The sequence below is a fragment of the Lacrimispora sp. genome (assembly GCF_036758025.1).
Lineage (GTDB): Bacteria > Bacillota > Clostridia > Lachnospirales > Lachnospiraceae > Lacrimispora.
On the sequence record NZ_DAIOXM010000017.1, the window covers coordinates 33387 to 55979 of the forward strand.

A 22593-nucleotide genomic window follows, 5' to 3' on the forward strand; every position below is an offset into this window, starting at 1 on the left:
TTTACACCGTTTCTTTCAGTTTCTCTGGCATGGTTTCCTCATTCTATGATCTTGTTATTCAGCTGGTATACATGTACCAGAATTTCAGCGACCATACCGTAATATTCTGAAGGAATCGCAGCTCCCACCTGGGTGCCGGCATATATCCCCCTTGCCAAAGGTTTGTTTTCAATCACATGTACTCCGTGTTTCTCACCCAGAGCTACAATCCTTAACGCCAACTCATCCTGGCCTTTGGCTACCAGAACAGGGGCAATATCTTTCTCTATATCATACCGTAGAGCAACCGCATAATGGGTAGGGTTACGAATAATAACGTCTGCCTCAGGGACTGACTGCATCATTCTGGAGCGGGCCCGTTCTCTTTGAAGACTTCGGATACGTCCCTTGATTTCAGGATTTCCTTCGGTCTGCTTAAACTCTTCCTTTAATTCCTGCTTTGACATTTTAATCTGGCGGTCATAATCCCACCGTGTATAGAAAAAGTCAAATCCGGCAACCGCCAGAAATACCATGGAAACCCGGAAGATCATGTCCATAATCGCACTCAGCACATACACTGCCGAACTTTTTAAATCCATATCAATGGTTCTTGACACTGGTATTAAATCCGCTTTTATGACCTGATAAAGAATGATTCCTAAAATGGTAATTTTCACCATGTTTTTCAAAAGCTCTATGACATTTTTTAAAGACAGCATCTTTTGAATCCCCTGAATGGGATTTAAATTGCTGAGTTTAGGGGCCAACTTGCTTTTTGAAAATAAAAACCTTGTTTGTACTCCTGTTCCTATCACCGCCAATGCAATGCTTGTCAAAAGGATGGGAAGGGCCGCCTTTGCAACTGCCAACATGGTATCCAGGAAAATCCCGGTGGTATAATCAGACAGATTTTCCGCCACTGGAGCCAGGCTTAAATATTTTATCATATAATCCCGCATGGCTCTGTACATGAAGGGAAACAACATTCTCAGCATTATAAAGCTTCCGAGAAGAGAAGCTATCATAACCACATCCTTGCTGAGCGGAACGTTTCCTTTTTTTCGTTCATCATTCCGTTTTTTCGGTGTGGCTTTTTCGGTTTTTGAAGGATCCGGCATTCCCGTTCATCACATCCTTTGCATTATAAGAGCCTGATTATATCCTCAATGGTCAGAAGCATCTGGCTGATCAGGCCGCTTACATAATCCGTCATGGGAGAAAACAGGAAAACCAGCATAAAGAAACCCAGCACCAGTTTCGTCTGTATATTCACCACAAACACATTGATCTGGGGAATTATTTTCATTAATACCCCCACTGCAATTTCTGTCAAAAATTCAATGGCAATCAGGGGAAATGAAAACTTAATCGCCATGACCGTGCATTGAATAAAAATTTCCACCATAGCCCATGCCGCCTGAGATCCCAATGCCGCCTGACCGTAAGGAATTGCCTCGGCAGCCTTTATGAGAATCTTAAACAAGGCCAGATGGCCATCCACTGCAAAAAACAGAAGCATGAAATAGGCATGGTAAATGGTTCCTGTAACGGCAATCTGGGCATTAGTCTGAGGATCGTAAATCATTGCCATGGACAGGCCCATCTGATAGTCTATAATGCTTCCTGCAAAGACGATGACCATAATAAATAACTCCATGACAAAACCAATGGCAAATCCAACGGCAAACTCTTTTAAAAGAAGCACCGCAAATTCAATGGAATTCACAGGCTCCGGCACCTGAGCCGAAGAAAAAGAGTAAATGAGCAGGGTAAATACCATAATCATGCCGCCCTTTACCTGTGCCGGAATATTTCTTCTGCCCCAGATAGGATTCAGCAGAATAAATCCTGACATCCTCATAAAAATAAGGGAAAACAGCATCATCTGTCCTATTTCCGGCATCTGAATCTTCCTTTCCTTTTATCCCAGCATGGAATTGAAAATATTTACTGTAAAATCACTGAGCGTTGTCATCATCTGGTCTCCCATCATCAGAAGCATCAGACCTATGACGATCAGCTTTGGAACAAAGGTAATGGTCTGTTCGTGGATCTGGGTAGCTGCCTGAATAATGGAAATAACAATACCCACGATCATGCTGACAATCAGCACTGGACCGGCCAGCTTGACCACTGTCCCAAATAATTCATAAAGCAGACCGTTTACAGCGGTTTCTGTCATATTCTAATCCTCCTGTCAGTAATGAAAGCTGTTCACCAAATTGGTGAACAGAAGCTCCCAGCCATTGACTGTTACAAAGAGCAGAAGCTTAAATGGAAGGGAAATCATGGCTGGCGGAAGCATAACCATACCCATGGACATCAGGGTACTGGATACAATAATATCCACCAGCAAGAATGGCAGAAAGATCATAAATCCTGCCGTAAATGCCCGCTTCAGTTCTGAAGTCATAAAAGAAGGAATCACCACTGTCATGGGGAGTTCCTCAACATTCTCCGGACTGTCAGTATTGGATAAATCAACAAATAAGTTTAAAGTGGCAGTCTCCGTCTGTTTCAGCATAAACCGTTTCATAGGGACTGCAGCCCGGTCCAGGGCCTCTCTCTGAGTTATTTCCTCTCTGATGTAAGGCTGGTAAGCGTTGGTGTTAACATCTTTGATTACCGGGTCCATGATAAAAAGTGTCAGGAATAATGCAATTCCAACCAGCACCATATTGGGCGGGCTCTGCTGAACACCAAGAGCATTTCTGGTAAAAGACAGGACAATGATGATCCTCGTAAAGGAGGTCATCATCACCAGAATGGATGGCAGCAGGGAAATAATTGTCATCATAAGGAGAACTTCCAGAGTTGGCACCCGGCCGCCATTAATATTAATCAAGGCATCTGTATTCATTCTGTTCCTCCTTATACATCATCCCTGTTTCTGTCCGTATATTTCTTTAATATCTTTTTAAAGCTTTCATATCCTTCTGCTCCGGGAAAAGAGGTTCCCTCAAGAGCTTCCTTGGGGATATCCTCCTCTGTAAGCTCCGCCAGAAGGGTGATCTGAGAAGATGCAATGCCAATCAGATAATAGTGGCTTCCTGCACGGACAATCGCAACTGACTTATCCTGACCAAGAGGGAGCCTGTCCAGCATCTGCATACAGGTTCCTCCCCGTTTCATCCCTATCCCTTTTCCAAGACTTTTGGTAAATATATAGCTCAGATACAGGATCAAAACCGTAAGAATCAACGCTGAAATCAGACTAATCACACTGTTCAAATGCAGCCACTTCCTCTCTATTCCGCATTCTTCCTGATAATCTCTGTAATACGGATACCAAAGTTATCATCAACCACCACTACATCACCCTTGGCAATACAGCGGCCATTTACAAATAAATCAACCTGCTCTCCAGCCAGCTTGTCCAGAATTACAAGAGAGCCCTTGGTAAATTCAAGGATTTCCTTTACCAGCTTTCTGGTTCTTCCGATTTCTACGGATACCTCAAGCGGAACTCCCATGATCAGTTCACGGTTTTCTTCCTGCTCCTCAAAATCGGTGCTTCCTTCTTTTAAACTGTTCTGAGGAATAGGCTTCACATTTATGGTCTTGGGCTCCTGAGACGCAGCGGCTTTCGCATGTTCCTGCTCCTTCTGCATCTGGGATATCATCTGCTGCATCTGACTCATCATCTGCTGCTGCATCTGAATCTGACCCATCATCTGCTGCATTGCCATCTGATCGCCTCCAGTCATCTGTGGTATTGCTGTCTGACCGGCCCCGCCCATATAGAGTACTGCCTGGTCTATTCCGGTTGTGGATGGCATTGCTGCCTGGCCGGTTGCTGCCGCCTGGTCTGCTCCAGTACTCCATTCTGCCTCTGGTTCTACGTATGCAGCCGGTTCCTGGTTTACAGGCTCTTCATCCCCAAATCCTCCTGCCAGCAGTCTTTCAATCTCTTCTTGGGTCATCATGCCGCCTGAAGATGGTGCTGCTGTTTCCGGCTCAGGTGCTGCCGATTGCTGTATTGCCGGCTGAGGCTCTGAAACCGTTTCTTCTGCCATCAATTCTTCAGGCAGGAATCCCCTGACAAGCTCTTTTGCAAGACTCGGAGTCATCACATTAATAAATTCACTTTCCAACTGGTCCGCAATCTTTAATGTAAATCCGACCACAACCATGGATTCTTCGTTGTTATAATACTTTTCTTTGAAATCATTTACATTGGCAATTTCAAAGGAGCTTGGAGTTGAAATATTAACCGTCTTTCCTAAAAACTCAGACAGGGCCGTGGCAGATGCTCCCATCATCTGGTTCATTACTTCACAGATTGCACTGATGTTCAGTTCATTTAATTCAAATTCTTCCTCTGGTGTTTCCATTCCCATCAGCATATCTACAATCACTTTTACATCATGCCTTTTCAAAAGCATGATATTGCTTCCGCTGAGTCCTGCAATATATGTAATTTCCACCCCTACTGCCGGTTCCAGGTTTGAAATTTCAAATTCATCCTTTGACAATACCCTCACCACCGGTGTGGTAATATCAACTCTGGCATTGAGCATGGTAGATACTGCAGTTGCCGAGGCACCAAGGCTTATATTTAGTATTTCCCCTATTGCATCAATTTCAAATGCGCTAAAATTCTTTGAATCCATACAACTTTTCTCCCTTTATACTCATTTAGCCCTCTATGCCAAGCCATGCCTTATTTCCCAATTTCCAATGCCTTGGAGGCCATCGTCTTTATGGCATTAAACGCTGTTACGTTGGCCTCGTAGGACCGGTATGCAGACATACTGTCTACTGTTTCCTTTATCAAATCCACATTAGGCATCTGCACATAGCCGTTTTCATCCGCATCCGGATGCTCCGGATTATAAACGGGTTTAAAGGGACTGGGGTCTTGTACGATCTGTGAAACCCTGACGCCGCCTACACTCTGCTGTCTGCTTACACCGGCTGCATTCATCAAAATTCTCCGGAAATTATTCTCATTTTTGGATTGGAGCACGACCATTTTTCTCTGGTAAGGTCCGCCCGCTTCCGTTCTGGTTGTATCAATGTTGGCAATATTCTCCGATGCAATGTCCAACCGGAGACGCTGTGCGGTCATTCCTGACGCACTAATGTTCATGGAACTTAAAAATGACATTTGTCCCCTCCTCTTCGGTAAGTTAACCGATAATACCTGTAACTGTTTTAAGAATTCTGTCAGGCTTAAACGGTTTAACAATAAAGTCCTTTGCACCGGACTTGATCGCCTCAATTACCATGCTTTCCTGCCCCATAGCAGAGCACATAACAACCGCAGCTCCCGGAGCCTTTGCCTTGATGGCCTTCAATGCTTCCAGTCCATCCATATTAGGCATGGTAATATCCATGATTACCAGATCCGGATTGATTTCAGAAAACATTTGTACAGCCTGGGCTCCGTCAGATGCCTCATACAAATCGGTATATCCATTTTTAGACAGGGTGTCCTTGATCATCATTCTCATAAATGCGGCATCATCTACTAATAATATTTTAGCCATTTTCATACATCTCCTTCTATTATCCTTAATTCTTTATATAATCCCTGGCTCAATTTTCACTGGCCTGGTAATTTCCTTTTTCAACAAGGTCTTCCACCCGGATTGCCACATTCCGTTTATGAACGCCTAACTGGCCCTTAAACCATGGCTGGTCATCCACATACAGCTTGATGTCAGAATCCTTGGGTGTTCCGAGATTGATAACATCTCCCACATGAAGATTATAAACATCGTCAAGGGTAATGACAGAGTCTCCCATCTGGGCACGAACCAACAAGTCAGATGATTTGATGTTGTTTAATATTTCCATCTTGATATCCTGGCTGTTTTCCTCTTCGCCCATGGCACTGGCTCTTCTCTTATCCATGATACTGTATATGTTCATAAGGAGATTTCCCGGAATACAAAGGCTAAACCTTCCGGAGCAGCCCTCCATTTGCACATCAATGACAACAATCACGATGGTCTCATCCACACCGATTTCCTGAAACATGCCGGGATTTCCTTCAAGCCTTTCCAGTTCAAAATCCAGACTAATATAGTTTGACCAGGAATCCTTTAAAGGTCCAATGATGTATTGGATCACTCTGCGGTATAAGGCCATCTCAATTTCTGTATAGGTATAGGTCAGGTCAACATTGGTTTCTGCTCCTAAACCTCCCAGCATCCGGTCAATCAGACTCAGCATCAGCGGCATACTGGCATTAATCAGAAGAGGCGGATTCTTGGAATGATCCGGCAGGCTCACGTTGACAAGAGTAAGAACATCATTGTCGCTGAGAGCATTGCTGAACTCATAGTATCTCTGCTCTTCTACTGTAGTGACCGACAATTCACTGGAGGTCCTGAACAGGCTGTTGATCTGAGAACCTGCAATTCTGGAATAATTATCAAATATACTGTTTAAAACTTTAAGCCTGTCTTTTGTAAATTTCTTCGGGCTGTAAAAATCATATTTTCGGTATTTTACTTCACTGTCCTTTTTGTCAATATCCTGACTTGGCTCATCTCCCCCCTGAAGGGAATTGAGCAGCGCATCAATTTGACTTTGGGATAATACTTCAGCCATTTGTTTCACTCCGCTTCATTTTTTAATTGCCTAGTGCGTCCTGATAATTCTGATATATCTGGTCGTAATACTCCTCCAAAGACTTCTCTACCGCATCATTCTTGGTTATCAGTATCTCCACGCGGCGGTTTCGTGCCCTCCCCTCCTCTGAATCAAAAGGAGCAATCGGCCGGAACTGGCCATAGCTGGTTCCCACCAGTTTATCCGGTGAAACAGCACTTCTGCTCTGAAGGTAAATGACCACCTCAGCAGCACGCTGAGCTGAAAGCATTCTGTCGTTACGGACATTATTAGGTCTGTTAGGGTCTCCCTGGGAGGTATGTCCCAATACCTGCACTTCCTTTATGGAAGGCTCCACCTGCTGCATGGAAGCGGCAAACTGTTCCAAAACTTCCTTGCCCTCCTGCCGGAGAACAGAACTGTCTCCGTCAAAAAATACTTTATCACGAAATGAAATAAAAGTGAAGCCGTCTCCGCGGGTAATTTCCACCGAATCCTGCATACCTCTTTCCTCAACCACCTGCTTCAGAGACAAATACAGTTCATCAAAGTCCTGAATCTCCTGCTGTTCAGCCGTCTCTGAGGCTTCATCAATCTGATCCTCCAGTTTTTCTAAAGCCGACGGATTAAAGCTCTGTACCAGTTTTTTCCACTTGGTCTGGTCCATGGAGGACATGGAGTAAAGGAGAACGAAGAAACACAGCAGTAATGTAACCATGTCTCCATATGTATCCATCCAACTTCCGGATTCCTCCGGCTGCCTATTTTTCTTTATCATACAACCACCTGTTTTCCTATTTTCCCTGAGCATAACAGCATGTCTGCAAGGCGTCCTTCTTTTCCCTTCAGGTTAAGCGTCACTTCCGCTTGCCTCTTTGACTGAATTTTTCTTTGCAATTTTCCCCTGCTGTCCCTGCGACAGATAGGATAACAGCTTTTCTTCCAGATATTTCGGATTGTCCCCCGCCTGAATGGACAGAACACCTTCAATGATAATCTGTTTATATAAAACTTCTTCTTCATTGCGGATACGAAGCTTTTTCGCCATAGGAGCAAAGAACAAATGAGCCATAACGCAGCCATAAAAGGTAGTGATCAAAGCCACAGACATATCTGCTCCAAGGGTGTTTGCCCCATTGCCTGACATATCCATGCTTTTTAACATATTAACCAATCCTACCAGAGTACCAATCATACCGAAGCCAGGCGCAACTCCCGATCCTTTGTCATAAATGCTGACATCCTGCTCATGGCGGTCCATCATGGCTGACACTTCACTTTCCAGCATCTCCCTGATCTTCTCCGCATCCATGGCATCCACGATCAGCATAACGCTCTGTTTCAGGAAAGGATCCTTAATGCCGCTGGCCTGTTCCTCCAAAACCAGGAGGCCTTTCTTTCTGGCTGTCTTTGCCATATCTACAAGAGTATCAATGACTGCAGCTGAATTATACCGCTTCGTACTGACCATAATTCCGATGTGTTTGGGGATCTGAGCCAGAGTTTTTAATGGAAAGCTGGCAATCAATGCTGCTATCGTGCCTCCTCCGGTAATAAGAACGCTGGGTATGTCCACAAAGTTTATCAGCTTATCCATGCCGATTCCATAAACAATCAAGCCAAGCCCCGCTACCCAGCCAATGATCAATGATAGATCCATAAATAACCTCCTATATTCCAGGCCGGGCCTGGACTAACCATTTTTCTTCTGCACACGAGCCTGTATTTCAGCATGAAATTCAATCACACGATCGATGATTTCCTCTACGCTTTCTTTTACCACATAGTGCTTTCCGCTGACTAAAACGATATTGGACTCCGGTATGGATTCGATTCGTTCAATCTGCTTGCAGTTAATCACAAATTCTTCATTATTCAACCTTGTAAGATGAATCATGGCTATGCTCCTCTTCTTATCATAGAGGCGGTTGATACCGCCTCTATGAATCATATAAGATATTACCTCTTGATATTAACCAGCTCTTCAAGCATCTGATCTGTAACTGTAATGATTTTTGAGTTGGCCTGGAAGCCTCTCTGAGTGGTAATCATGTCTGTCATCTCTGTTGCAAGGTCTACTTTTGCCATTTCAAGGTAATTACCCATGATTTCGCCCTGGGGACCTCCAGCTTCATAAACACCGATGTTGCCGGCGTTGGCACCTGGAACGTAGTAGTAGCCTGTAGTTTTTTCCAAACCGCTGGTATTCTGCACTCCGGCTAAGGCGATTTTACCGATGATAACGGTAGAACTTCCGTCTTCCGAGGTTCCAACTACAGAACCATCCTTTTGTATCTTATAATTTGTCATCTTTGCAGGTGAATCACTGCTAGACTGGGAACTGCTTTCCGTCCTGCTTCCCGCCGCATCATTGGCAGCCTTCAAAGCGTTCTCAGCATTCGTCACGGTTGTTTTAGCCAGTGTGACTTTTGCATCCGCTTTTTTCACTTCTAATTCCTTAGAATTATTCTGTCCCTGCAAAGAGTCCGGTTCAACTTTCAATAACTTTGCTTGTACGGCTTCCAGAGCTGCCTTTTTTTCTTCAAAAGCTGTCTTAAGGGCGGCATAACCTACGCTCGCAGGGTCTGCAGTAGTATACGCATTGGAGGCAGACGCAAAATCAGTCCATAGAGTATCTAATTCTGCAGGAGTATATTCATTGAGGGCAGCTGGAGCATTTAGTGTTGCTTTTTCTCTAATTGCCGCATAATTCATCTGGTCATAATACAGCCTTGCATTATCATAGGCTGTTTTGTTAGCAGGATTAGAAGTTGTCACCCATACGTCATAAGCGTCATCCATCGCCTTTTTCACATCATTCTTCAGCCAGTCATCCAATCCGGAAAGAGGCCCAGTGTAATCGAGGGGAGCTGTACCCATGGTAACCTCTCTTGCCTTTCCAGTTCCAGGAGCTGGAGTAGACGAACCTTCATACGCCTGCCTTGCAGCCATAAACTCCTGTTTTGCCACTCCTAAAGATGCATTCAGAGAGTTCAGAGCCGCCATGGCCTCATCTAATTTTTTCTGCGCTTCGGCTATACCTTCCGTCAGCTTTCCGCTGTTCAAATCATCCATCTCAGCGTTAGTCGGAATTCTCAAAGGAGCCAAAGCTGCAGTATTATAGGTTCCATCGTCATTTAACGTAAAACCATACACATAATTACCTGAATCATCAACCAAATAACCCTGATTGTCCACATCAAATTTTCCAACTCTGGAAAGGAATAAGCCGCTTTCTGCAACAGTGGTTTCACCCTCTAGAGGGAGTGCCTCACCGTTAATCATAGGGCCAACAATAAAGAAACCGCTTCCGTCAATCATACAATCCAAGCTTCTGGAGGACGGAGACGGGCTTCCCATAGAGAAGTCATAGGAAATGCTTCCCGTGGTTACACCGTATCCTACCTGATTGGCATTGCTGCCGCCATAGCTGCCCGCAGCAGTGCTTCCCTTTGAACCTGAGGAGGTATTCTGATACATGGTATCCTTAAAGGACATACTTCCGGATTTAAATCCCCAGGTATTTACGTTAGCTATATTATTACCAATAACATCCATTTTTGACTGGTGTGTTCTAAGACCTGCCACACCAGCGAACATTGATCTGACCATAATTTTACTTCCCTTCTTTTTTAGATGCCGTCATCCTGCTGTCAGTCGGACATACAGGAAAAGCCCCCATAAATGGTCCAGCTATAATAAAACGGCACTGTCGATATTTGTGAAAATATTTTCTTTCATTTCATTACCGGACATAGTCGTCACTACCGTGTTGTTAGGCACATTAACAATGAACGCACCTCTGTCACTGATAATCACCACATCCTTTGCTCCTTTGGATCGGGCTTTTTCCACTGCCGACTGGAGATCCTTTAAAAAAGAATCCGACATCTCAATTCCGCGTTGCCCTGCCCGTTCTGCGGCATGACGGGAAAATTGAAGCCCTTGTGTTTGTCCGATCCTGCTTTGAAGCACCTCGTTGAAGCTTACGGCTGGCTTCTGCGCTGCCGCAGCACCTGCACTTCGCAGCTTTAGCTGCCTTAGTTCCTCATTCTGGTTTATCTTGCCTAGCATTATTCATCATCACCTGCACTATCCTTATCCATATCGGTTTCTGAATCCTCTTAATCATCTGTTGGATCTTCTACTCCATCTGCATCCTCAGGATCCTCGGTTTCATCTGTATCTTTATTGGGATCTTCAACGCCATCCACCTTATCAGGATCTTCTGGGTCACCTAAATCCTCCGGCGGTGTATGTCCTTTTTCATAGACAGACATAATATTGGCAACCGGATAACCCGTCTTATCATCATCATTGATGTAAAGAGTGGGGGTGCCTCCGAAAATATCTACTCTGGTCACAGTTCCAGTGATCTTTTTTACTGATCCGTTTTTATCCTGAACTGCCAGCATAACTTCTTTTCCCATCATGGAAGTTCCATAATTGATGGTATTAACCTGAGCAAAATCATTCATTGCAGTAGAGAAATTACTCATGGCCTGCATCATGGCAATCTGGGTCATCTGAGTCATCATCTCAGAGTTATCCATGGGGTTTGACATATCCTGATTCTGCAACTGTGCTGCCAGAAGTCTGAAAAAGCCTTCTGTTGACAGTTCACTGTTACTGGCTGTCGTAGTACTGTTTGCAAGCGCTCCCAGAGAATTATAATAACTCACTCCGTTTACATTTGACATTGTATCTCTCCTTATCTGTAACCAGCGCCTTCTTCACTAACGCCATTCATTTCAAAAATCCCAAGCCTCAGTTTCTGGATAAAGTCCTCGCGGTTTCCTTCCTGCTGCCTTCCCTGATGCTGCTCACGTTGTTCCTGTCTTTGACTCTGATCCTGTTGCTGATTCAAATAATCAGTCTCTTGCTTGTCCACCTGAATCTGGAACGGACGCTCCAGGTTGGATTCCAGAATTGCTCCTAAGTCACCTGCTGACTGGGACAAAAGCTTTAGGGTTTTATTCTCCGTACACATCAAGGAAACGCTGATCTGGTTATCTTCATAGGAAATTTTAATCCGAATCTTACCCAGATTATGAGGTTCCAACTGAATATCCAATTCACCTTTCCCTCCGCGCATCTGTCTTAATATCTGTTCCGACAGCTTTGCTTCCAGTTCCTCTGTATTTTCTGCATTTACAGAAACAGGAATCTCCTCAATCTTTTCAGGCCGGTGTTCCTGGGTACTTACAGGCTGGTAAGGTCTTTCTCCAAGTCCTGCCAAAGCATCATTTTGGTTTTCCTCTTCTGATGATTTCTTTTCCTGAACATCACCCTTATGAATGATCGCCAGCTGTTCCTTTTCTGCCGGATTTAAAACTTCCTCCGCCGTCCCTGTAAAAGACTTATTCTGAAAAATACCTTTCTCCGATTCGACAGAACCAGATGTTTCAGAATTTTGTATGGAAGAACTCCATACTGCTGATTCCGTTTTCTCAGATGGATTATTCTGCTCTGCAAAAAGGGGCTGAGGTACTTTTGTTAAATCTCCCGACTGCAGGATCTGGGCTTCTTCGTTTAAGCCTTCCATTCCCACACCGCTCTCCGTCAGCTTCTGAAGGCGGAACTGATCCAAGGCCCGGAAGGAATCCATTGCCCGGATATTTCTGTCTTCTCCAAGTGCAGTTACAGGAATCTCTTCTGTTCCAACGGCTTCTACAAACCCATTCATCAGTTCTTCTCCGGTTTTGAAAGCCTCATTGTCCGAAGCCTGAATCTCTGTCATTCCAGCTGCTGCAACGGAAGCTACCGCTTCTGAAGAAACCATAACATCTTCTGCATCTTCCTTTGATCCCGGACTTTTGCTGTCCTTCTTCTGGTTGCTGCCTTTCAGCATGGCCTTAAAATCCGAAAAACCGTCAACTGCCTTTTCATCCTTTTTTCTGGTACCGGTCATCTGTCTGGACAGCAAGTCCACACTGCTGTTTTTTACTTCTGTCATTTTCTCACTCCTTTCTTTCATGCCATACGGCACTTGATTTCTATGGTAACTGCCGGAAGCCTGTTCCGGCAGGATTACCTGCTCGCCTGGACTGAGGTGGTGTTAGAAACAAATTCTTCAATGAACAGTTCCTCACTGCGCAACACCTCTTTGTTATACTGCAAAAGCTTTTTTTCCTTCAGCTTTTCAATGGAAACCACTTCTTTTCTGGCCTCCACAACCTCACTGCGCTTTTGCTCCTCTTTTTTCTTCAGCCGCTGAAGAACTCCCTGTTCTGCAAGAATCTTCTGCTGCATAAAAGCAATATAAGTCTCATATTCCCGCATCACATTAATCGCGATGCCGTTCTGTGTCTCCTCCTGGAAGCGGACACAGGCACTTCTTCTCTGGTCGGATAATTCCTCAATCTTTTTTTCCTGGCTGACTACTTTAGCCACAATCTGGGCGTGTTCATTTTTTAAATTATCCAAAACCTGATCTTTGTAATTCAACACCGTATCAAGTGGAAAATTGAATTTTTTCATGTTCCGCCCTCCTTTTCAAATCTATGCTAAAATTCTTTTCAGTTTTTGTAAAACCTCTTCGTAACTGTCGCTTTCCTGTATTCCCTGGCATAAGAACTGATTTATCTTGTCAATTTTAGATATTGCCATATCAAGCCTGGGATTGGTGCCGCTTTTATAGGCACCGATGGAAATAAGATCTTCATTTTTCTCATAAAGGCTCAAAATATCCCGGACTTCAGAAGCCATTTTCCGGTGTTCATCGGAAACGATATTGGTCATCAGACGGGAAATGCTGGCGCTTATGTCAATGGCCGGGAAATGGTTTGCATTAGCCAGCTTCCGGCTTAAAACAATATGGCCATCCACAATACCTCTTACCGTATCGGCAATAGGCTCATTGGTGTCGTCGCCTTCCACCAGAACCGTATATATCCCGGTAATGGAACCTTCTCCAAAATTGCCGCTTCGTTCCAGCAGCTTGGGAAACTCCGCATAAATGGAGGGCGTATAGCCTCTGGCAACCGGAGGTTCTCCGATTGCCAGCCCAATCTCTCTTTGGGCCATGGCAAAACGGGTCAGGGAATCCATCATAAGCAATACATCCTTGCCCTGGTTTTTAAAATATTCGGCGATGGTAGTTGCTACCAGGGGACACTTCATACGAAGCATGGCCGGCTGGTCGGAAGTCGCCACCACCAGAACAGAACGTTTCATTCCTTCCGGCCCCAAGTCCTTTTCTATGAACTCCCGCACCTCTCGTCCTCGCTCTCCTACGAGAGCTACGACATTGATATCTGCCTTTACATTCCTGGCAATCATTCCAAGCAGGGTACTCTTTCCAACACCGCTGCCCGCAAAGATTCCAATACGCTGTCCTTTTCCAATGGTATTTAAGCCGTCAATGGCCTTAACTCCGAATTCCAGCTTGTCCGTAATGGGAGGACGGGTCATAGGATTGATATAAGGATTTTCTACATAATAATACCGGGGAGATTCAAAAGCACCCTTTCCATCCATGGGTTCGCCTTTTGCATCAATGATCCTGCCTCTTAAAAAATCCCCTACCGGTATCTTCAAACGGCGCTTTGTGTTGCGGACAAAGCTGCCCGCTGCAATGCCGTTCATATTCTCATAAGCCATGAGCTGTATTTTGTCGTCCTTAAAACCCACTACCTCTACCGGAATCTGTTCCTGCCTGTCTTCGTTATAGATGTAGGCAATATCTCCGATGCTGGCCCTACCGCCAGAGGCTTCCATGGACATCCCTACAATGTTTTCAATTTTCCCGATGTGATCGATGGTCTCAGTCTTCATGATAAGATCCGGTAATTCTTTAAACATGCAGGTCCCTCCCGTTACAGTCTCGCGTTATTGAGTATTCCTTTGATATTTTCCAACTGGGTATTGACGCTGACGTCAATAATTTCTCCCGGAAGTTCAATGATACAGGTGCCATCCTCTGCATTGTCCATGGCAATGATCTTGATATTTCCGGAAATGTGGGCAAGTTCGCTGAGCAAGCCCACATCTCCCTGTATGATCATTCCTGCATCCTCCTGGGATACATAAATCTTTGCCCATTGGGTTTTCTTCAGCTTCCCTGCAGCAGCCACAATCATTCGTTTAATGACCTCTCCGCTGGATTTTAAGCTGGTCTGGATCACCTTTTCCGCAATGGTCAGAGTGACCTTTTTCAAGTCATCAATATATTTGTCCAGAATCTTTTCTTTTTCTTCCGTAACACTTTCAATACTTTTTTTCATTGCTTCCACAAATTCGTCCTGGCGGAATTTGAGAACTTCCTGATGTACCTCATAGGCTTTTCGGAATCCCTCCTCATATCCTGCATCGTATCCGGCCTGACGGCCTTCCTCTGCGGCCCGGTCACGAATTTCTTCCGCATCTTTCATTGCCTGGTCCAGAATTACCTGCACCTTCTGTAAAGCCTCCTCGTATAGCTCATCAGTCTGGAAATACCCGCCTGACGGCTGGACTTCCTCTACCTCCTGATCTTCCTCCGGCTGCTCCTTTTCCTTTACAACAATATCTTTAAATTCCCTGGTAAATCCAAATTCCAGAACGTGGTCCTCAAGGTGCGTGCCCTTAATAATATTAGACAATGACATCATCCTTTCCGCCCTTGCTGATGATCAGCTCGCCTTCTTCCTCCAGACGTCTGATGATGCCAACAATCCTCTGCTGAGCCTCTTCCACATCCTTCAGACGTACATTAACCGTAACTTCCATATCGGACTGAATGCTGTCCTTCATACGGGCTGACATATTGGAGAAAATAACGCTCGTGATCTGTTCATTAGCGTTTTTAAGCGCATAAACCATATCCCGCATATCGCACTCCCGGATGAAACGCTGAATAGAGCGGTCGTCCATGGTGATGATATCCTCGAATACGAACATCTTTTTGCGGATGGTATCTGCCAGCTCCGCATCCTTTCTGCCCAATTCGTCGAAGATAAGCTTTTCGTTGCTTCTGTCTATGTGGTTCATTACATTTGCTATGTAATCAATACCGCCCACGCTGGTGTAATCGGTGGTGAGGATACCGGAGAATCTCTTCTTAATTTCCTCTTCCACGATTTTAATGGCTTCAGGAGAAGCACTTTCCATTCTTGCAATGGATTCCACTACCTGCATGCGCTTTTCGGGAGCAAGCTCTGAAATAATCTGAGCAGTCATCTCTTCATTGGTATAGGAAAGCACCAAAGCAATAATCTGGGACCTTTCATGCTGGAGAACGGAAAGCAGGTTCTTTACATCGCTTTTCCGGATAAATCCAAAGGACCTGGATTTCAGGGACTGGGTAACCTTCTGAAGAAGGCTGTTAGCCGTACTTTCACCAAATGCCTTTTCCAGAACAGTTCTGGCGTATTCCAGACCTCCGTCAGTAACAACCTTCTGAGTTAAGCAGGTCTTATAAAATTCATCCAAAGTGTTTTCCGTCAGCTCAGATTCCACATGTCCAAGCTTTGCCACTTCCAGTGTTAATTTTTCAATTTCATCTTCAGTTAAGTATTTGTATATCTTGGAAGCCTTTTCCACTCCCAAGGAGACAATCACTGTTGCCGCTTTTTGTTCAGGCCTAAGACTAGTCGCCATTATTACCGCCTCCATTCAGCCATGTTTTCAGAAGCTGAGCCGATATCTCAGGATTCATCTCTGCAAACTCACGCACACTGTGGCGCAGCTCTGCCCCTCTGTCTTCTTCCGGTTCCAGAATCGCGATTTCTTTTTCCTTGGTCGCCGCCAATTCCGGAACATCTTCCTGGCTTATATCCATAGCCTCCAAGCGGGCCCGTCTCTTTCTTCTGATCCTGATAACCAGAATAACAATCAAAAGAAGGAGGATCACTCCAGCCAAGGCTGCAATGAGAATCCAACGGTTAATTAGCAAACCGCCTGTCCCCGTTTCCACCGGTTCTTCTGGTTCCTGTGGTACTTCTATAGTATAGAAAGGAGCAGCTACGGCAGTTATTTTCTCCGCCCGTTCATCCAATGCGATTCCTGCTGCATTTCCAGCCAAATCCCGTATATCATCAATTGTAAGACTTCCAAATCCGTTTCCGTTTATTACTACTGAAACAGTCAGATTCTCCAAAGTACCCGGATTAATCTGTCCCTGCTCCTTGATCTGATTCAAAAGATACTTTCTGGTCAAACTGCTGGAACCGTAGGCATTTTCTCCGTCAGTTCCCCCTGCATTGTACTGAGGGATGTCTGCATTTGCCTCTGAGCCGGCTACACCGGAAGCATTCTCTCCGCTTCCGGAATACTCCCTGAAAATGGACTCCTCGGAAGTGAGACCTGTTTTGTCATTTTCGTCAATCTTTTCGGGTGTATTGTAAACAATGCTCTCCCGAATCAGCTTCTCCATGTTAACCGTGCCTTTTACAGATACGCGCACATTGCCGTTTCCATACACTGGTCCCAGGACATTCATAACCTTTGCAGAAATCTGATCTTCAATCGTCTTGGTGATCTCTTCCCCGATCTTTCCACTGGCAATGTCCTCATTTTCGGAAGTAACAGAGACCTCACGCCCGTTTCCGTCAAATACGGAAACGTTGTCAATGACCATTCCGGGTATGCTTCTGGATATAAGAAGCTGGATGGATTTGGCCTGCTCTTCCGTGGGAGACCCTCCATCTTTCATAACTACAACAGCCTGGGCGCTCGCTTCCTGCTTCGTTTCATCAGACAACGCATATTTGGAAGTCTCTCCCAGGGCTATGGTGACATATGCTTCTTTTACACCATCCAGAATTTTGATAGTAGAACCGATTCTGGTTTCCAGATCATAAAGTTTGAAGGTCCGGCGGTCAGAATCCGTAGTCATCAAGTTTACATTATTTCTGAATACATCGTATGTAAAACCACTTTTAGGATACCCTTCTGAAACCATCTTGGCTTTAGTGGTATCCATCTCTTCTGCAGGCACCAGTATATCTCCATCTGTGTACTGATAAGCGATTCCGTCTTCCTGCAATTTTCCAATAATCTGTTTGGCTTCTTCACTGCCAACTCCGGTAAACATGACCTCATAAGGCTTTTCCTTCATCGACAGTGCTATAACAATAGCTCCTACTACAACCGCCGCGCCTAAAACGCCGGCAATAATGATTTTCTTAACTTTACTGCTCAGTTTTCCTAAAAGTTCCTTAATTTTTTCCATCACATCTGTCCGCCCCGTTATCTATGGTTAAATACCGATTCTAATAATCTCATTGTAGGCTTCCAGTGCCTTAGTCCGAAGAGATGCGAGAAATTCTGCAGATAACTGGGCTTTTGCTGCGGCTGCAGGAACAGTATGAGGATCATCAATCTGGCCTGTTGACAGCAAATATTCCTGTACCATCAAATCTTCATCTGTACTCTTTACATTTTGAATCGCTTCTTTGAATATATCACGGAAATCCGGACTTCCATCCCGTCCGGCTGTCACCTTCTTTTCACTTCCTATGGAACCAATTGACTCCATGGGAATAATCGGCGTTATAAACATCTGTGCCATCTTATCTACCTCCCGACTTAACTTTTAATCACTGTACGAAGTCTGCTCACTTCACTGTTTAAGGCATTCAATTGATACTGGTATTGAAGATTTGTTCTTGCCAGCTCCACGTTTTCCACATCCAGGTTAACATTATTTCCATCCATTCTGGCTGATTCATTCTTTGTGTCATGGATGAAATACCTGGAACTGTTTATGATGTTCCCCATATCTCTTGATGTACCCGCGCCCTGTCTGCCGGTCTGCAGACGCCTGCGGAATTCGTCTTCAAATGTGACGTAACGGGCCTTATACCCGGGAGTCTCTACATTTGCAATATTATTCAAGGTTACCTGCTGCCTTGACCACAGGTGGCCTAATGCTTTCTCTGCCATAGAAATGCTGTTTCCAAATATTCCATTCATAGACATTGCCCCTCACTTTCATTCCTTTTGTAGAAATTTGGAAGCCATACTTTACCGCTGAAATCGATTCATTACAGTTAAATTTCAACAACGTTTTCCAATTTTTAAGTTTTTCTGTAATTTTTCTTACTATATTCTACATTTTATTACAGATATTGTCAAGAAAGAATAAGGGGTTAAGTCGAATTTTGTCAGAATTTCTTTGAAAATGCAGAAAAAAAAGGAGGGGAATGTAAAAACATGATAATCCATAGGAACAAAGTATGTTTGTATTTAAAACAAAAACCCCCTGAAGTGCGGAATTTAACGCCTTCAGAGGATTAGGCACTATGGTTATATTGTTATAAAACAAGCTCCATTAAATATACTATATTCTAATTTTTAAATACTTTTAATTTTTATTGTATATTTTCTAGTTTTATAATATAAACCCAAATTTAGCAGTTGAAAAAGTAAAAAATTCAGGAGTTTGTACAATAGGATACTCCAGACTTTTTTATTGATAAATCAAAACCAATTCCCAATCATTTTCCGGTACATTTCTTCAAGACCAGTTTTAGCTTCCCAACCTAATTTCTTCATTTTAGAACCAGATAATCGTAATCCTGTTTCCGCCGCATATCCATATTGATTATCTTTCGGAATATTATAAGTCACGCCTATTTCCCCATTCGCAATCTTATCGGTAACCATTTCTGCCATTTCACGTATTGTCATCGTATTTGCTTCGTTAACAATATTATACGCTTCTGAAGATTTTCCATTTTCTAAAAGAAATAAAATTGCATCCACTGCATCATCAGTATCACAGTAATTTCCCACGGAATTTCCTTGTGTGTGTAATATAATATCTTTATTTTCCCTTACCGAACGTGCAAACTGAGCAAATATTCGGTTATCCTCCTCCCGGACTCCTCTGCCAAAGGTCTGTGCTAGCCTTGCAATTTTTACCGGAACGCCATATTCATGATGATATATATGGCAAAAGTTCTCTGCCATACGCTTTGCCATGGGATAGCAACTGCGAATTTTCGATATGTCAACACTTCCAAGTTCTTCCTCAGTCACTTTTTTCCCTTCTGAACAATCAATTTGCCCATATACTTCCATAGAAGATAAATAAACCATACTCTGAGCATGACATCTTACTGCTAATGTAAGAACGTTTTGAGTTCCATTTACAATAGATCCTGCAACTTCCACAGGATTAGACATCATATAAGAGGATTGAGTGGCTGCCGCACAGTGAATTAAATATTCATAATCACCGGAAATCTGACAAACTGCTTCTAAGTTCACTAAATCTGCCTCAATAATTTGTACACTATATTTCATAAAATCACACAGTTTATTTTTATTCCGAACGATAACTGTCACATCATGATTCTGTTCCAGCAATCGTCTTGTTATCATTCTTCCAATATATCCAGTGGCACCGGTAATTAAAAAAGTACTCATCTGGCTACCTCCTTTGCCGTTCTTAGCCCAAGGCCGTTTGTATCCACTTCCTAGCTTTAATCCTGTCCTGTTCAATCAAGTCATGTACTTTTTGGTAATCAATTTCATTTTGCAATAAATTTCGAGTTATCATTTCATTCACGTCAGAAACAAACCGCTCTGACAATCCCAATCTTCCTAATAAGGACTGTACTCTTGTAGTCCGTTTATCCGCTTCTGAACTTCTCATAATGACAAACGGCTTTTTAAATATAATAGCCATACATGCACCATGGAAAGAATCTGTAAAGACAAAACTACTTTCAGCAATTAAACAGAGCCACTCTTCGATAGAACTAACGCTGTAATAACCTTCCTTATAAGCATCAATACCGGCAATTTTTTCTTCTGACCATTTTAAATGCTCCTTAATATGAGTTAACAAACCCGTTTTTTCCGATGTGTCATAAAGAACATAGCTTGCAAGGTAAACACCCTTATTTTTCTTTTCTGAAGAATTCGCCATATCCCAATATACTTTAAAATCACATAGGAAAACGGGATCAATATTTACCTCTGTATCAATACCCCATTTTTTGCATATTGCAATACCGCTATTCTCACGTACAGAAATACGATCAAATCTTTTTAAAAATTGAGAGTATTTTATCTCATCCTCTAAACTTCCATCCCATTCTTCTGTTCCAAAAGAAGTTGAATATGCGACTTTTTTCTTTTCATCTCTTATAAAATATAAAAGCCCAATTTCATTAAATAATTTCGAAATTTCACAATTCCACATCTGATCAGAACCCAAGATAAAAGTTTCTGCATATAAATTTACATCTGTCATGTTTTCTCTTTTATCAATCAAGGCAGACAAATCTTGGGGATCATAAGGATTTTCGTTAAACAGTCGGGGGATTCCTGCAGGTATATGAGGGGAATCCATAGGATGCTGTATCATCAGAACCCGATAACCCTGTTTTTTTAAAAAGGAATACAATGCAAAATAAGTAATTTCGGCACCATAGCTATACTCACTGTATATCCCAACTAAACCTATATCATGGGCTCGCCATGTATTCTCATTGACCGCCTTTAAATTCCCGTTTTTTGTCCAAGGGATCAAATTCCCCCATGGACGATCTCTTTCAAAGATGTAAGAAACTTTAATTCCTTCTTTTTTTAATTGCAGTGCAATTTCCTCATACTTTTCACATGCAATCACCATAACCGCATCTCTATAATACTCTTTATATTCATCAAGGGAAACGACCAATTTTCCATGATACCTGTTTCCTATTTTACTTACATCATTATCCACAAAACAAACTGTACGCTCCGCACTGAGATACCATAATGCATGATTTCCATAATTTCCAGCGCCAAAAATAGCATATCTTTTTCTCATGACCCTTCCCTTCTTACTTGTCTACTATAATGTCCCAGATGATTTTTTCATCCGAAATACCTTTCTGGCTTATTATTGCTCTTATTTCTTCAGCAGCAGTCTTGTTCCTTACAGCAATTATAATATAATCAAAATCATTTTCATCTATTTGGTCTGCCGAAAGAATAGGAAAGCCTATAGAACTGTATTTTTTATAATTACTATCAAACCAGCCTGTAATTTGATAATCTCTGTTCTGGTTAAGCTGTACGTAATAATTTTCCCCTACATTTCCTGCACCATAGATGCAAATTCGTTTTCCAGATTTCACTTTTTCATAGGGAAAAACAAAAAAATCCGGAGAAAGTATCTCAGCTTTCTGTTTTTCATTATTATTTTCTAAACCATATCCACCATATTTTTTAGAAACATATTCAAAATCTTTTTTGTAGAAATCACTCCAAAAATGTACTCTCTCCACTGGCTCATCAAAAGGCTTTACTAATACTGGTTGCATACTATCTTCTATACTGCATTCCTTATAATCAATATTTCCTTTGACCGCCTTAAATACAGATTCTCCAAGGTTATTGTTTATCAAAACAAGAGAAACCCCTTTATTGTCATTAAATCCAGGTTTAGCCTTGTCAATTCCCCAATAATCAGCAATTGTGATGTCTCCAGGATGAATCACGTTTTTATATGGGCACTTATAACAAGATGGCCGTAAGATTGCATGTCCATAAAATAACGTTTTAAACACCTCGCTATGTACTTTCTTCCTGTTAATAAATGTCAGAGTTTCTATATGAGCTTCCCACCCGTGTTCCGCTTTATTGCGGAAATCGACAGCAGTACATTTCCCACTATTTTTTTTTTCCTGCCATGCAAGATACTCTTCCCAAACCTTTGGACTAGGAACTCCATGACAAAGAATATCCGTACAGAATAAACCTTCATAGTACTTCTGAATGAAACTTCTTAATCCAGCCACCTGACAAGAGGTTCCAGAAAAAAGAACCTTCCTTCCGCACTCCAGATCAGCTTTTACAGCCTTAAAAACATCTCTCAAATCACTCTGGATATATTTGGAACCTCGCATACGGTTTCTTTCGTTCGCATTCTCAGCACGAACATGAACAGCCTTAAAATCGTCAGACAAAATACACCCATAGACGACTCCATCTTCCTCCAGTACATAGTCGGATAAAGCTGTAAAAACACCTCCAGAGCGGGAAGACATTCGTATAGCTAACTCTTTATGTTTTACGGCGAATACTAACGGCATATCAAATTGATGAGAATTATCTGCCATATAGCCCTCC

The 22593-nt window shown here is 43.0% G+C and carries 26 protein-coding genes; all 26 read right to left on the reverse strand.

Annotated features, from left to right (window positions below):
* Positions 1 to 38: 38 nt before the first annotated feature.
* The gene (gene flhB / locus V7M78_RS14505; RefSeq protein ID WP_333650774.1) at positions 39 to 1100 is read right to left on the reverse strand and encodes a flagellar biosynthesis protein FlhB; all 1062 of its coding nucleotides are present in this window, start codon (positions 1098 to 1100) and stop codon (positions 39 to 41) included.
* A 23-nt stretch (positions 1101 to 1123) separates the two neighbouring features.
* Positions 1124 to 1885: a flagellar biosynthetic protein FliR gene (gene fliR, locus V7M78_RS14510; protein ID WP_333650776.1), complete on the reverse strand. Its 762-nt coding sequence runs from the start codon at positions 1883 to 1885 to the stop codon at positions 1124 to 1126.
* Between the two features lie 18 nt (positions 1886 to 1903).
* Complete coding sequence (locus V7M78_RS14515) at positions 1904 to 2164, reverse strand: flagellar biosynthetic protein FliQ (protein WP_333650778.1); 261 nt, start codon at positions 2162 to 2164, stop codon at positions 1904 to 1906.
* A gap of 15 nt (positions 2165 to 2179) precedes the next feature.
* Positions 2180 to 2842, reverse strand: coding sequence for a flagellar type III secretion system pore protein FliP (fliP, locus tag V7M78_RS14520; protein WP_333650780.1), 663 nt, complete (start codon positions 2840 to 2842; stop codon positions 2180 to 2182).
* A gap of 11 nt (positions 2843 to 2853) precedes the next feature.
* Positions 2854 to 3204 carry a flagellar biosynthetic protein FliO gene (locus V7M78_RS14525; RefSeq protein WP_333650915.1) on the reverse strand — a complete coding sequence of 117 codons (351 nt, stop codon included), beginning with the start codon at positions 3202 to 3204 and terminating at the stop codon, positions 2854 to 2856.
* Positions 3205 to 3230: 26 nt separating this feature from the next.
* Positions 3231 to 4595, reverse strand: a complete 1365-nt coding sequence (gene fliN, locus V7M78_RS14530) for a flagellar motor switch protein FliN (protein WP_333650782.1) — start codon at positions 4593 to 4595, stop codon at positions 3231 to 3233.
* 50 nt (positions 4596 to 4645) lie between these two features.
* A complete protein-coding gene (gene flgC, locus V7M78_RS14535; protein WP_333650784.1) occupies positions 4646 to 5092 on the reverse strand; it encodes a flagellar basal body rod protein FlgC in 447 nt (148 codons plus the stop codon).
* Positions 5093 to 5114: 22 nt separating this feature from the next.
* Positions 5115 to 5474 (reverse strand): response regulator, encoded by a 360-nt coding sequence (locus tag V7M78_RS14540; protein WP_333650786.1) that lies wholly within the window; start codon positions 5472 to 5474, stop codon positions 5115 to 5117.
* 49 nt (positions 5475 to 5523) lie between these two features.
* On the reverse strand, positions 5524 to 6543 hold the full coding sequence (locus tag V7M78_RS14545; protein ID WP_333650788.1) for a flagellar motor switch protein FliM: 1020 nt from the start codon (positions 6541 to 6543) through the stop codon (positions 5524 to 5526).
* Between the two features lie 22 nt (positions 6544 to 6565).
* The gene (locus V7M78_RS14550) at positions 6566 to 7321 is read right to left on the reverse strand and encodes an OmpA/MotB family protein (protein ID WP_333650790.1); all 756 of its coding nucleotides are present in this window, start codon (positions 7319 to 7321) and stop codon (positions 6566 to 6568) included.
* Positions 7322 to 7393: 72 nt separating this feature from the next.
* Positions 7394 to 8203, reverse strand: a complete 810-nt coding sequence (locus tag V7M78_RS14555; RefSeq protein WP_333650792.1) for a motility protein A — start codon at positions 8201 to 8203, stop codon at positions 7394 to 7396.
* A 33-nt stretch (positions 8204 to 8236) separates the two neighbouring features.
* Entirely contained in the window at positions 8237 to 8494 is a 258-nt protein-coding gene (locus V7M78_RS14560; protein WP_333650794.1) for a flagellar FlbD family protein, read from the reverse strand.
* A gap of 8 nt (positions 8495 to 8502) precedes the next feature.
* Positions 8503 to 10155 carry a flagellar hook-basal body complex protein gene (locus V7M78_RS14565; protein ID WP_333650796.1) on the reverse strand — a complete coding sequence of 551 codons (1653 nt, stop codon included), beginning with the start codon at positions 10153 to 10155 and terminating at the stop codon, positions 8503 to 8505.
* Between the two features lie 81 nt (positions 10156 to 10236).
* A complete protein-coding gene (locus V7M78_RS14570; protein WP_333650798.1) occupies positions 10237 to 10617 on the reverse strand; it encodes a TIGR02530 family flagellar biosynthesis protein in 381 nt (126 codons plus the stop codon).
* 50 nt (positions 10618 to 10667) lie between these two features.
* On the reverse strand, positions 10668 to 11243 hold the full coding sequence (locus tag V7M78_RS14575) for a flagellar hook assembly protein FlgD (RefSeq protein WP_333650800.1): 576 nt from the start codon (positions 11241 to 11243) through the stop codon (positions 10668 to 10670).
* 11 nt (positions 11244 to 11254) lie between these two features.
* Positions 11255 to 12499, reverse strand: a complete 1245-nt coding sequence (locus V7M78_RS14580; protein WP_333650802.1) for a flagellar hook-length control protein FliK — start codon at positions 12497 to 12499, stop codon at positions 11255 to 11257.
* A 74-nt stretch (positions 12500 to 12573) separates the two neighbouring features.
* On the reverse strand, positions 12574 to 13023 hold the full coding sequence (gene fliJ, locus V7M78_RS14585) for a flagellar export protein FliJ (RefSeq protein WP_333650804.1): 450 nt from the start codon (positions 13021 to 13023) through the stop codon (positions 12574 to 12576).
* A 21-nt stretch (positions 13024 to 13044) separates the two neighbouring features.
* Complete coding sequence (gene fliI, locus V7M78_RS14590; RefSeq protein WP_333650806.1) at positions 13045 to 14346, reverse strand: flagellar protein export ATPase FliI; 1302 nt, start codon at positions 14344 to 14346, stop codon at positions 13045 to 13047.
* 14 nt (positions 14347 to 14360) lie between these two features.
* Positions 14361 to 15125 (reverse strand): FliH/SctL family protein, encoded by a 765-nt coding sequence (locus V7M78_RS14595; RefSeq protein ID WP_333650808.1) that lies wholly within the window; start codon positions 15123 to 15125, stop codon positions 14361 to 14363.
* Positions 15118 to 16122, reverse strand: coding sequence for a flagellar motor switch protein FliG (gene fliG, locus V7M78_RS14600; protein ID WP_333650810.1), 1005 nt, complete (start codon positions 16120 to 16122; stop codon positions 15118 to 15120). Before fliG ends, V7M78_RS14595 begins: the two co-directional genes overlap by 8 nt.
* The gene (gene fliF / locus V7M78_RS14605) at positions 16112 to 17695 is read right to left on the reverse strand and encodes a flagellar basal-body MS-ring/collar protein FliF (RefSeq protein ID WP_333650812.1); all 1584 of its coding nucleotides are present in this window, start codon (positions 17693 to 17695) and stop codon (positions 16112 to 16114) included. The genes fliG and fliF overlap by 11 nt, the downstream gene beginning before the upstream one ends.
* A gap of 27 nt (positions 17696 to 17722) precedes the next feature.
* Complete coding sequence (locus V7M78_RS14610; RefSeq protein ID WP_333650814.1) at positions 17723 to 18034, reverse strand: flagellar hook-basal body complex protein FliE; 312 nt, start codon at positions 18032 to 18034, stop codon at positions 17723 to 17725.
* 17 nt (positions 18035 to 18051) lie between these two features.
* Positions 18052 to 18438 (reverse strand): flagellar basal body rod protein FlgB, encoded by a 387-nt coding sequence (gene flgB, locus V7M78_RS14615; RefSeq protein WP_333650816.1) that lies wholly within the window; start codon positions 18436 to 18438, stop codon positions 18052 to 18054.
* 507 nt (positions 18439 to 18945) lie between these two features.
* Positions 18946 to 19896 (reverse strand): NAD-dependent epimerase/dehydratase family protein, encoded by a 951-nt coding sequence (locus V7M78_RS14620; RefSeq protein WP_333650818.1) that lies wholly within the window; start codon positions 19894 to 19896, stop codon positions 18946 to 18948.
* A gap of 22 nt (positions 19897 to 19918) precedes the next feature.
* Positions 19919 to 21289, reverse strand: a complete 1371-nt coding sequence (locus tag V7M78_RS14625; RefSeq protein WP_333650820.1) for a polysaccharide pyruvyl transferase family protein — start codon at positions 21287 to 21289, stop codon at positions 19919 to 19921.
* Positions 21290 to 21302: 13 nt separating this feature from the next.
* Positions 21303 to 22583 carry a Coenzyme F420 hydrogenase/dehydrogenase, beta subunit C-terminal domain gene (locus V7M78_RS14630; RefSeq protein WP_333650822.1) on the reverse strand — a complete coding sequence of 427 codons (1281 nt, stop codon included), beginning with the start codon at positions 22581 to 22583 and terminating at the stop codon, positions 21303 to 21305.
* Positions 22584 to 22593 lie beyond the last annotated feature (10 nt).

Excerpts from the sequence above, each read along its gene's own strand:
- V7M78_RS14610 (WP_333650814.1), bottom strand. The coding sequence starts at position 18,034 with ATGGCACAGATGTTTATAACGCCGATTATTCCCATGGAGTCAATTGGT.
- flgB (WP_333650816.1), bottom strand. The coding sequence starts at position 18,438 with ATGAATGGAATATTTGGAAACAGCATTTCTATGGCAGAGAAAGCATTA.
- fliR (WP_333650776.1), bottom strand. The coding sequence starts at position 1,885 with ATGCCGGAAATAGGACAGATGATGCTGTTTTCCCTTATTTTTATGAGG.
- fliJ (WP_333650804.1), bottom strand. The coding sequence starts at position 13,023 with ATGAAAAAATTCAATTTTCCACTTGATACGGTGTTGAATTACAAAGAT.
- flgC (WP_333650784.1), bottom strand. The coding sequence starts at position 5,092 with ATGTCATTTTTAAGTTCCATGAACATTAGTGCGTCAGGAATGACCGCA.
- V7M78_RS14565 (WP_333650796.1), bottom strand. The coding sequence starts at position 10,155 with ATGGTCAGATCAATGTTCGCTGGTGTGGCAGGTCTTAGAACACACCAG.
- fliP (WP_333650780.1), bottom strand. The coding sequence starts at position 2,842 with ATGAATACAGATGCCTTGATTAATATTAATGGCGGCCGGGTGCCAACT.
- V7M78_RS14560 (WP_333650794.1), bottom strand. The coding sequence starts at position 8,494 with ATGATTCATAGAGGCGGTATCAACCGCCTCTATGATAAGAAGAGGAGC.
- V7M78_RS14555 (WP_333650792.1), bottom strand. The coding sequence starts at position 8,203 with ATGGATCTATCATTGATCATTGGCTGGGTAGCGGGGCTTGGCTTGATT.
- V7M78_RS14540 (WP_333650786.1), bottom strand. The coding sequence starts at position 5,474 with ATGGCTAAAATATTATTAGTAGATGATGCCGCATTTATGAGAATGATG.
- fliG (WP_333650810.1), bottom strand. The coding sequence starts at position 16,122 with ATGGCGACTAGTCTTAGGCCTGAACAAAAAGCGGCAACAGTGATTGTC.
- V7M78_RS14620 (WP_333650818.1), bottom strand. The coding sequence starts at position 19,896 with ATGAGTACTTTTTTAATTACCGGTGCCACTGGATATATTGGAAGAATG.
- V7M78_RS14570 (WP_333650798.1), bottom strand. The coding sequence starts at position 10,617 with ATGCTAGGCAAGATAAACCAGAATGAGGAACTAAGGCAGCTAAAGCTG.
- fliF (WP_333650812.1), bottom strand. The coding sequence starts at position 17,695 with ATGGAAAAAATTAAGGAACTTTTAGGAAAACTGAGCAGTAAAGTTAAG.
- V7M78_RS14545 (WP_333650788.1), bottom strand. The coding sequence starts at position 6,543 with ATGGCTGAAGTATTATCCCAAAGTCAAATTGATGCGCTGCTCAATTCC.
- fliN (WP_333650782.1), bottom strand. The coding sequence starts at position 4,595 with ATGGATTCAAAGAATTTTAGCGCATTTGAAATTGATGCAATAGGGGAA.
- fliI (WP_333650806.1), bottom strand. The coding sequence starts at position 14,346 with ATGTTTAAAGAATTACCGGATCTTATCATGAAGACTGAGACCATCGAT.
- flhB (WP_333650774.1), bottom strand. The coding sequence starts at position 1,100 with ATGCCGGATCCTTCAAAAACCGAAAAAGCCACACCGAAAAAACGGAAT.
- V7M78_RS14515 (WP_333650778.1), bottom strand. The coding sequence starts at position 2,164 with ATGACAGAAACCGCTGTAAACGGTCTGCTTTATGAATTATTTGGGACA.
- V7M78_RS14550 (WP_333650790.1), bottom strand. The coding sequence starts at position 7,321 with ATGATAAAGAAAAATAGGCAGCCGGAGGAATCCGGAAGTTGGATGGAT.
- V7M78_RS14580 (WP_333650802.1), bottom strand. The coding sequence starts at position 12,499 with ATGACAGAAGTAAAAAACAGCAGTGTGGACTTGCTGTCCAGACAGATG.
- V7M78_RS14575 (WP_333650800.1), bottom strand. The coding sequence starts at position 11,243 with ATGTCAAATGTAAACGGAGTGAGTTATTATAATTCTCTGGGAGCGCTT.
- V7M78_RS14630 (WP_333650822.1), bottom strand. The coding sequence starts at position 22,583 with ATGGCAGATAATTCTCATCAATTTGATATGCCGTTAGTATTCGCCGTA.
- V7M78_RS14625 (WP_333650820.1), bottom strand. The coding sequence starts at position 21,289 with ATGAGAAAAAGATATGCTATTTTTGGCGCTGGAAATTATGGAAATCAT.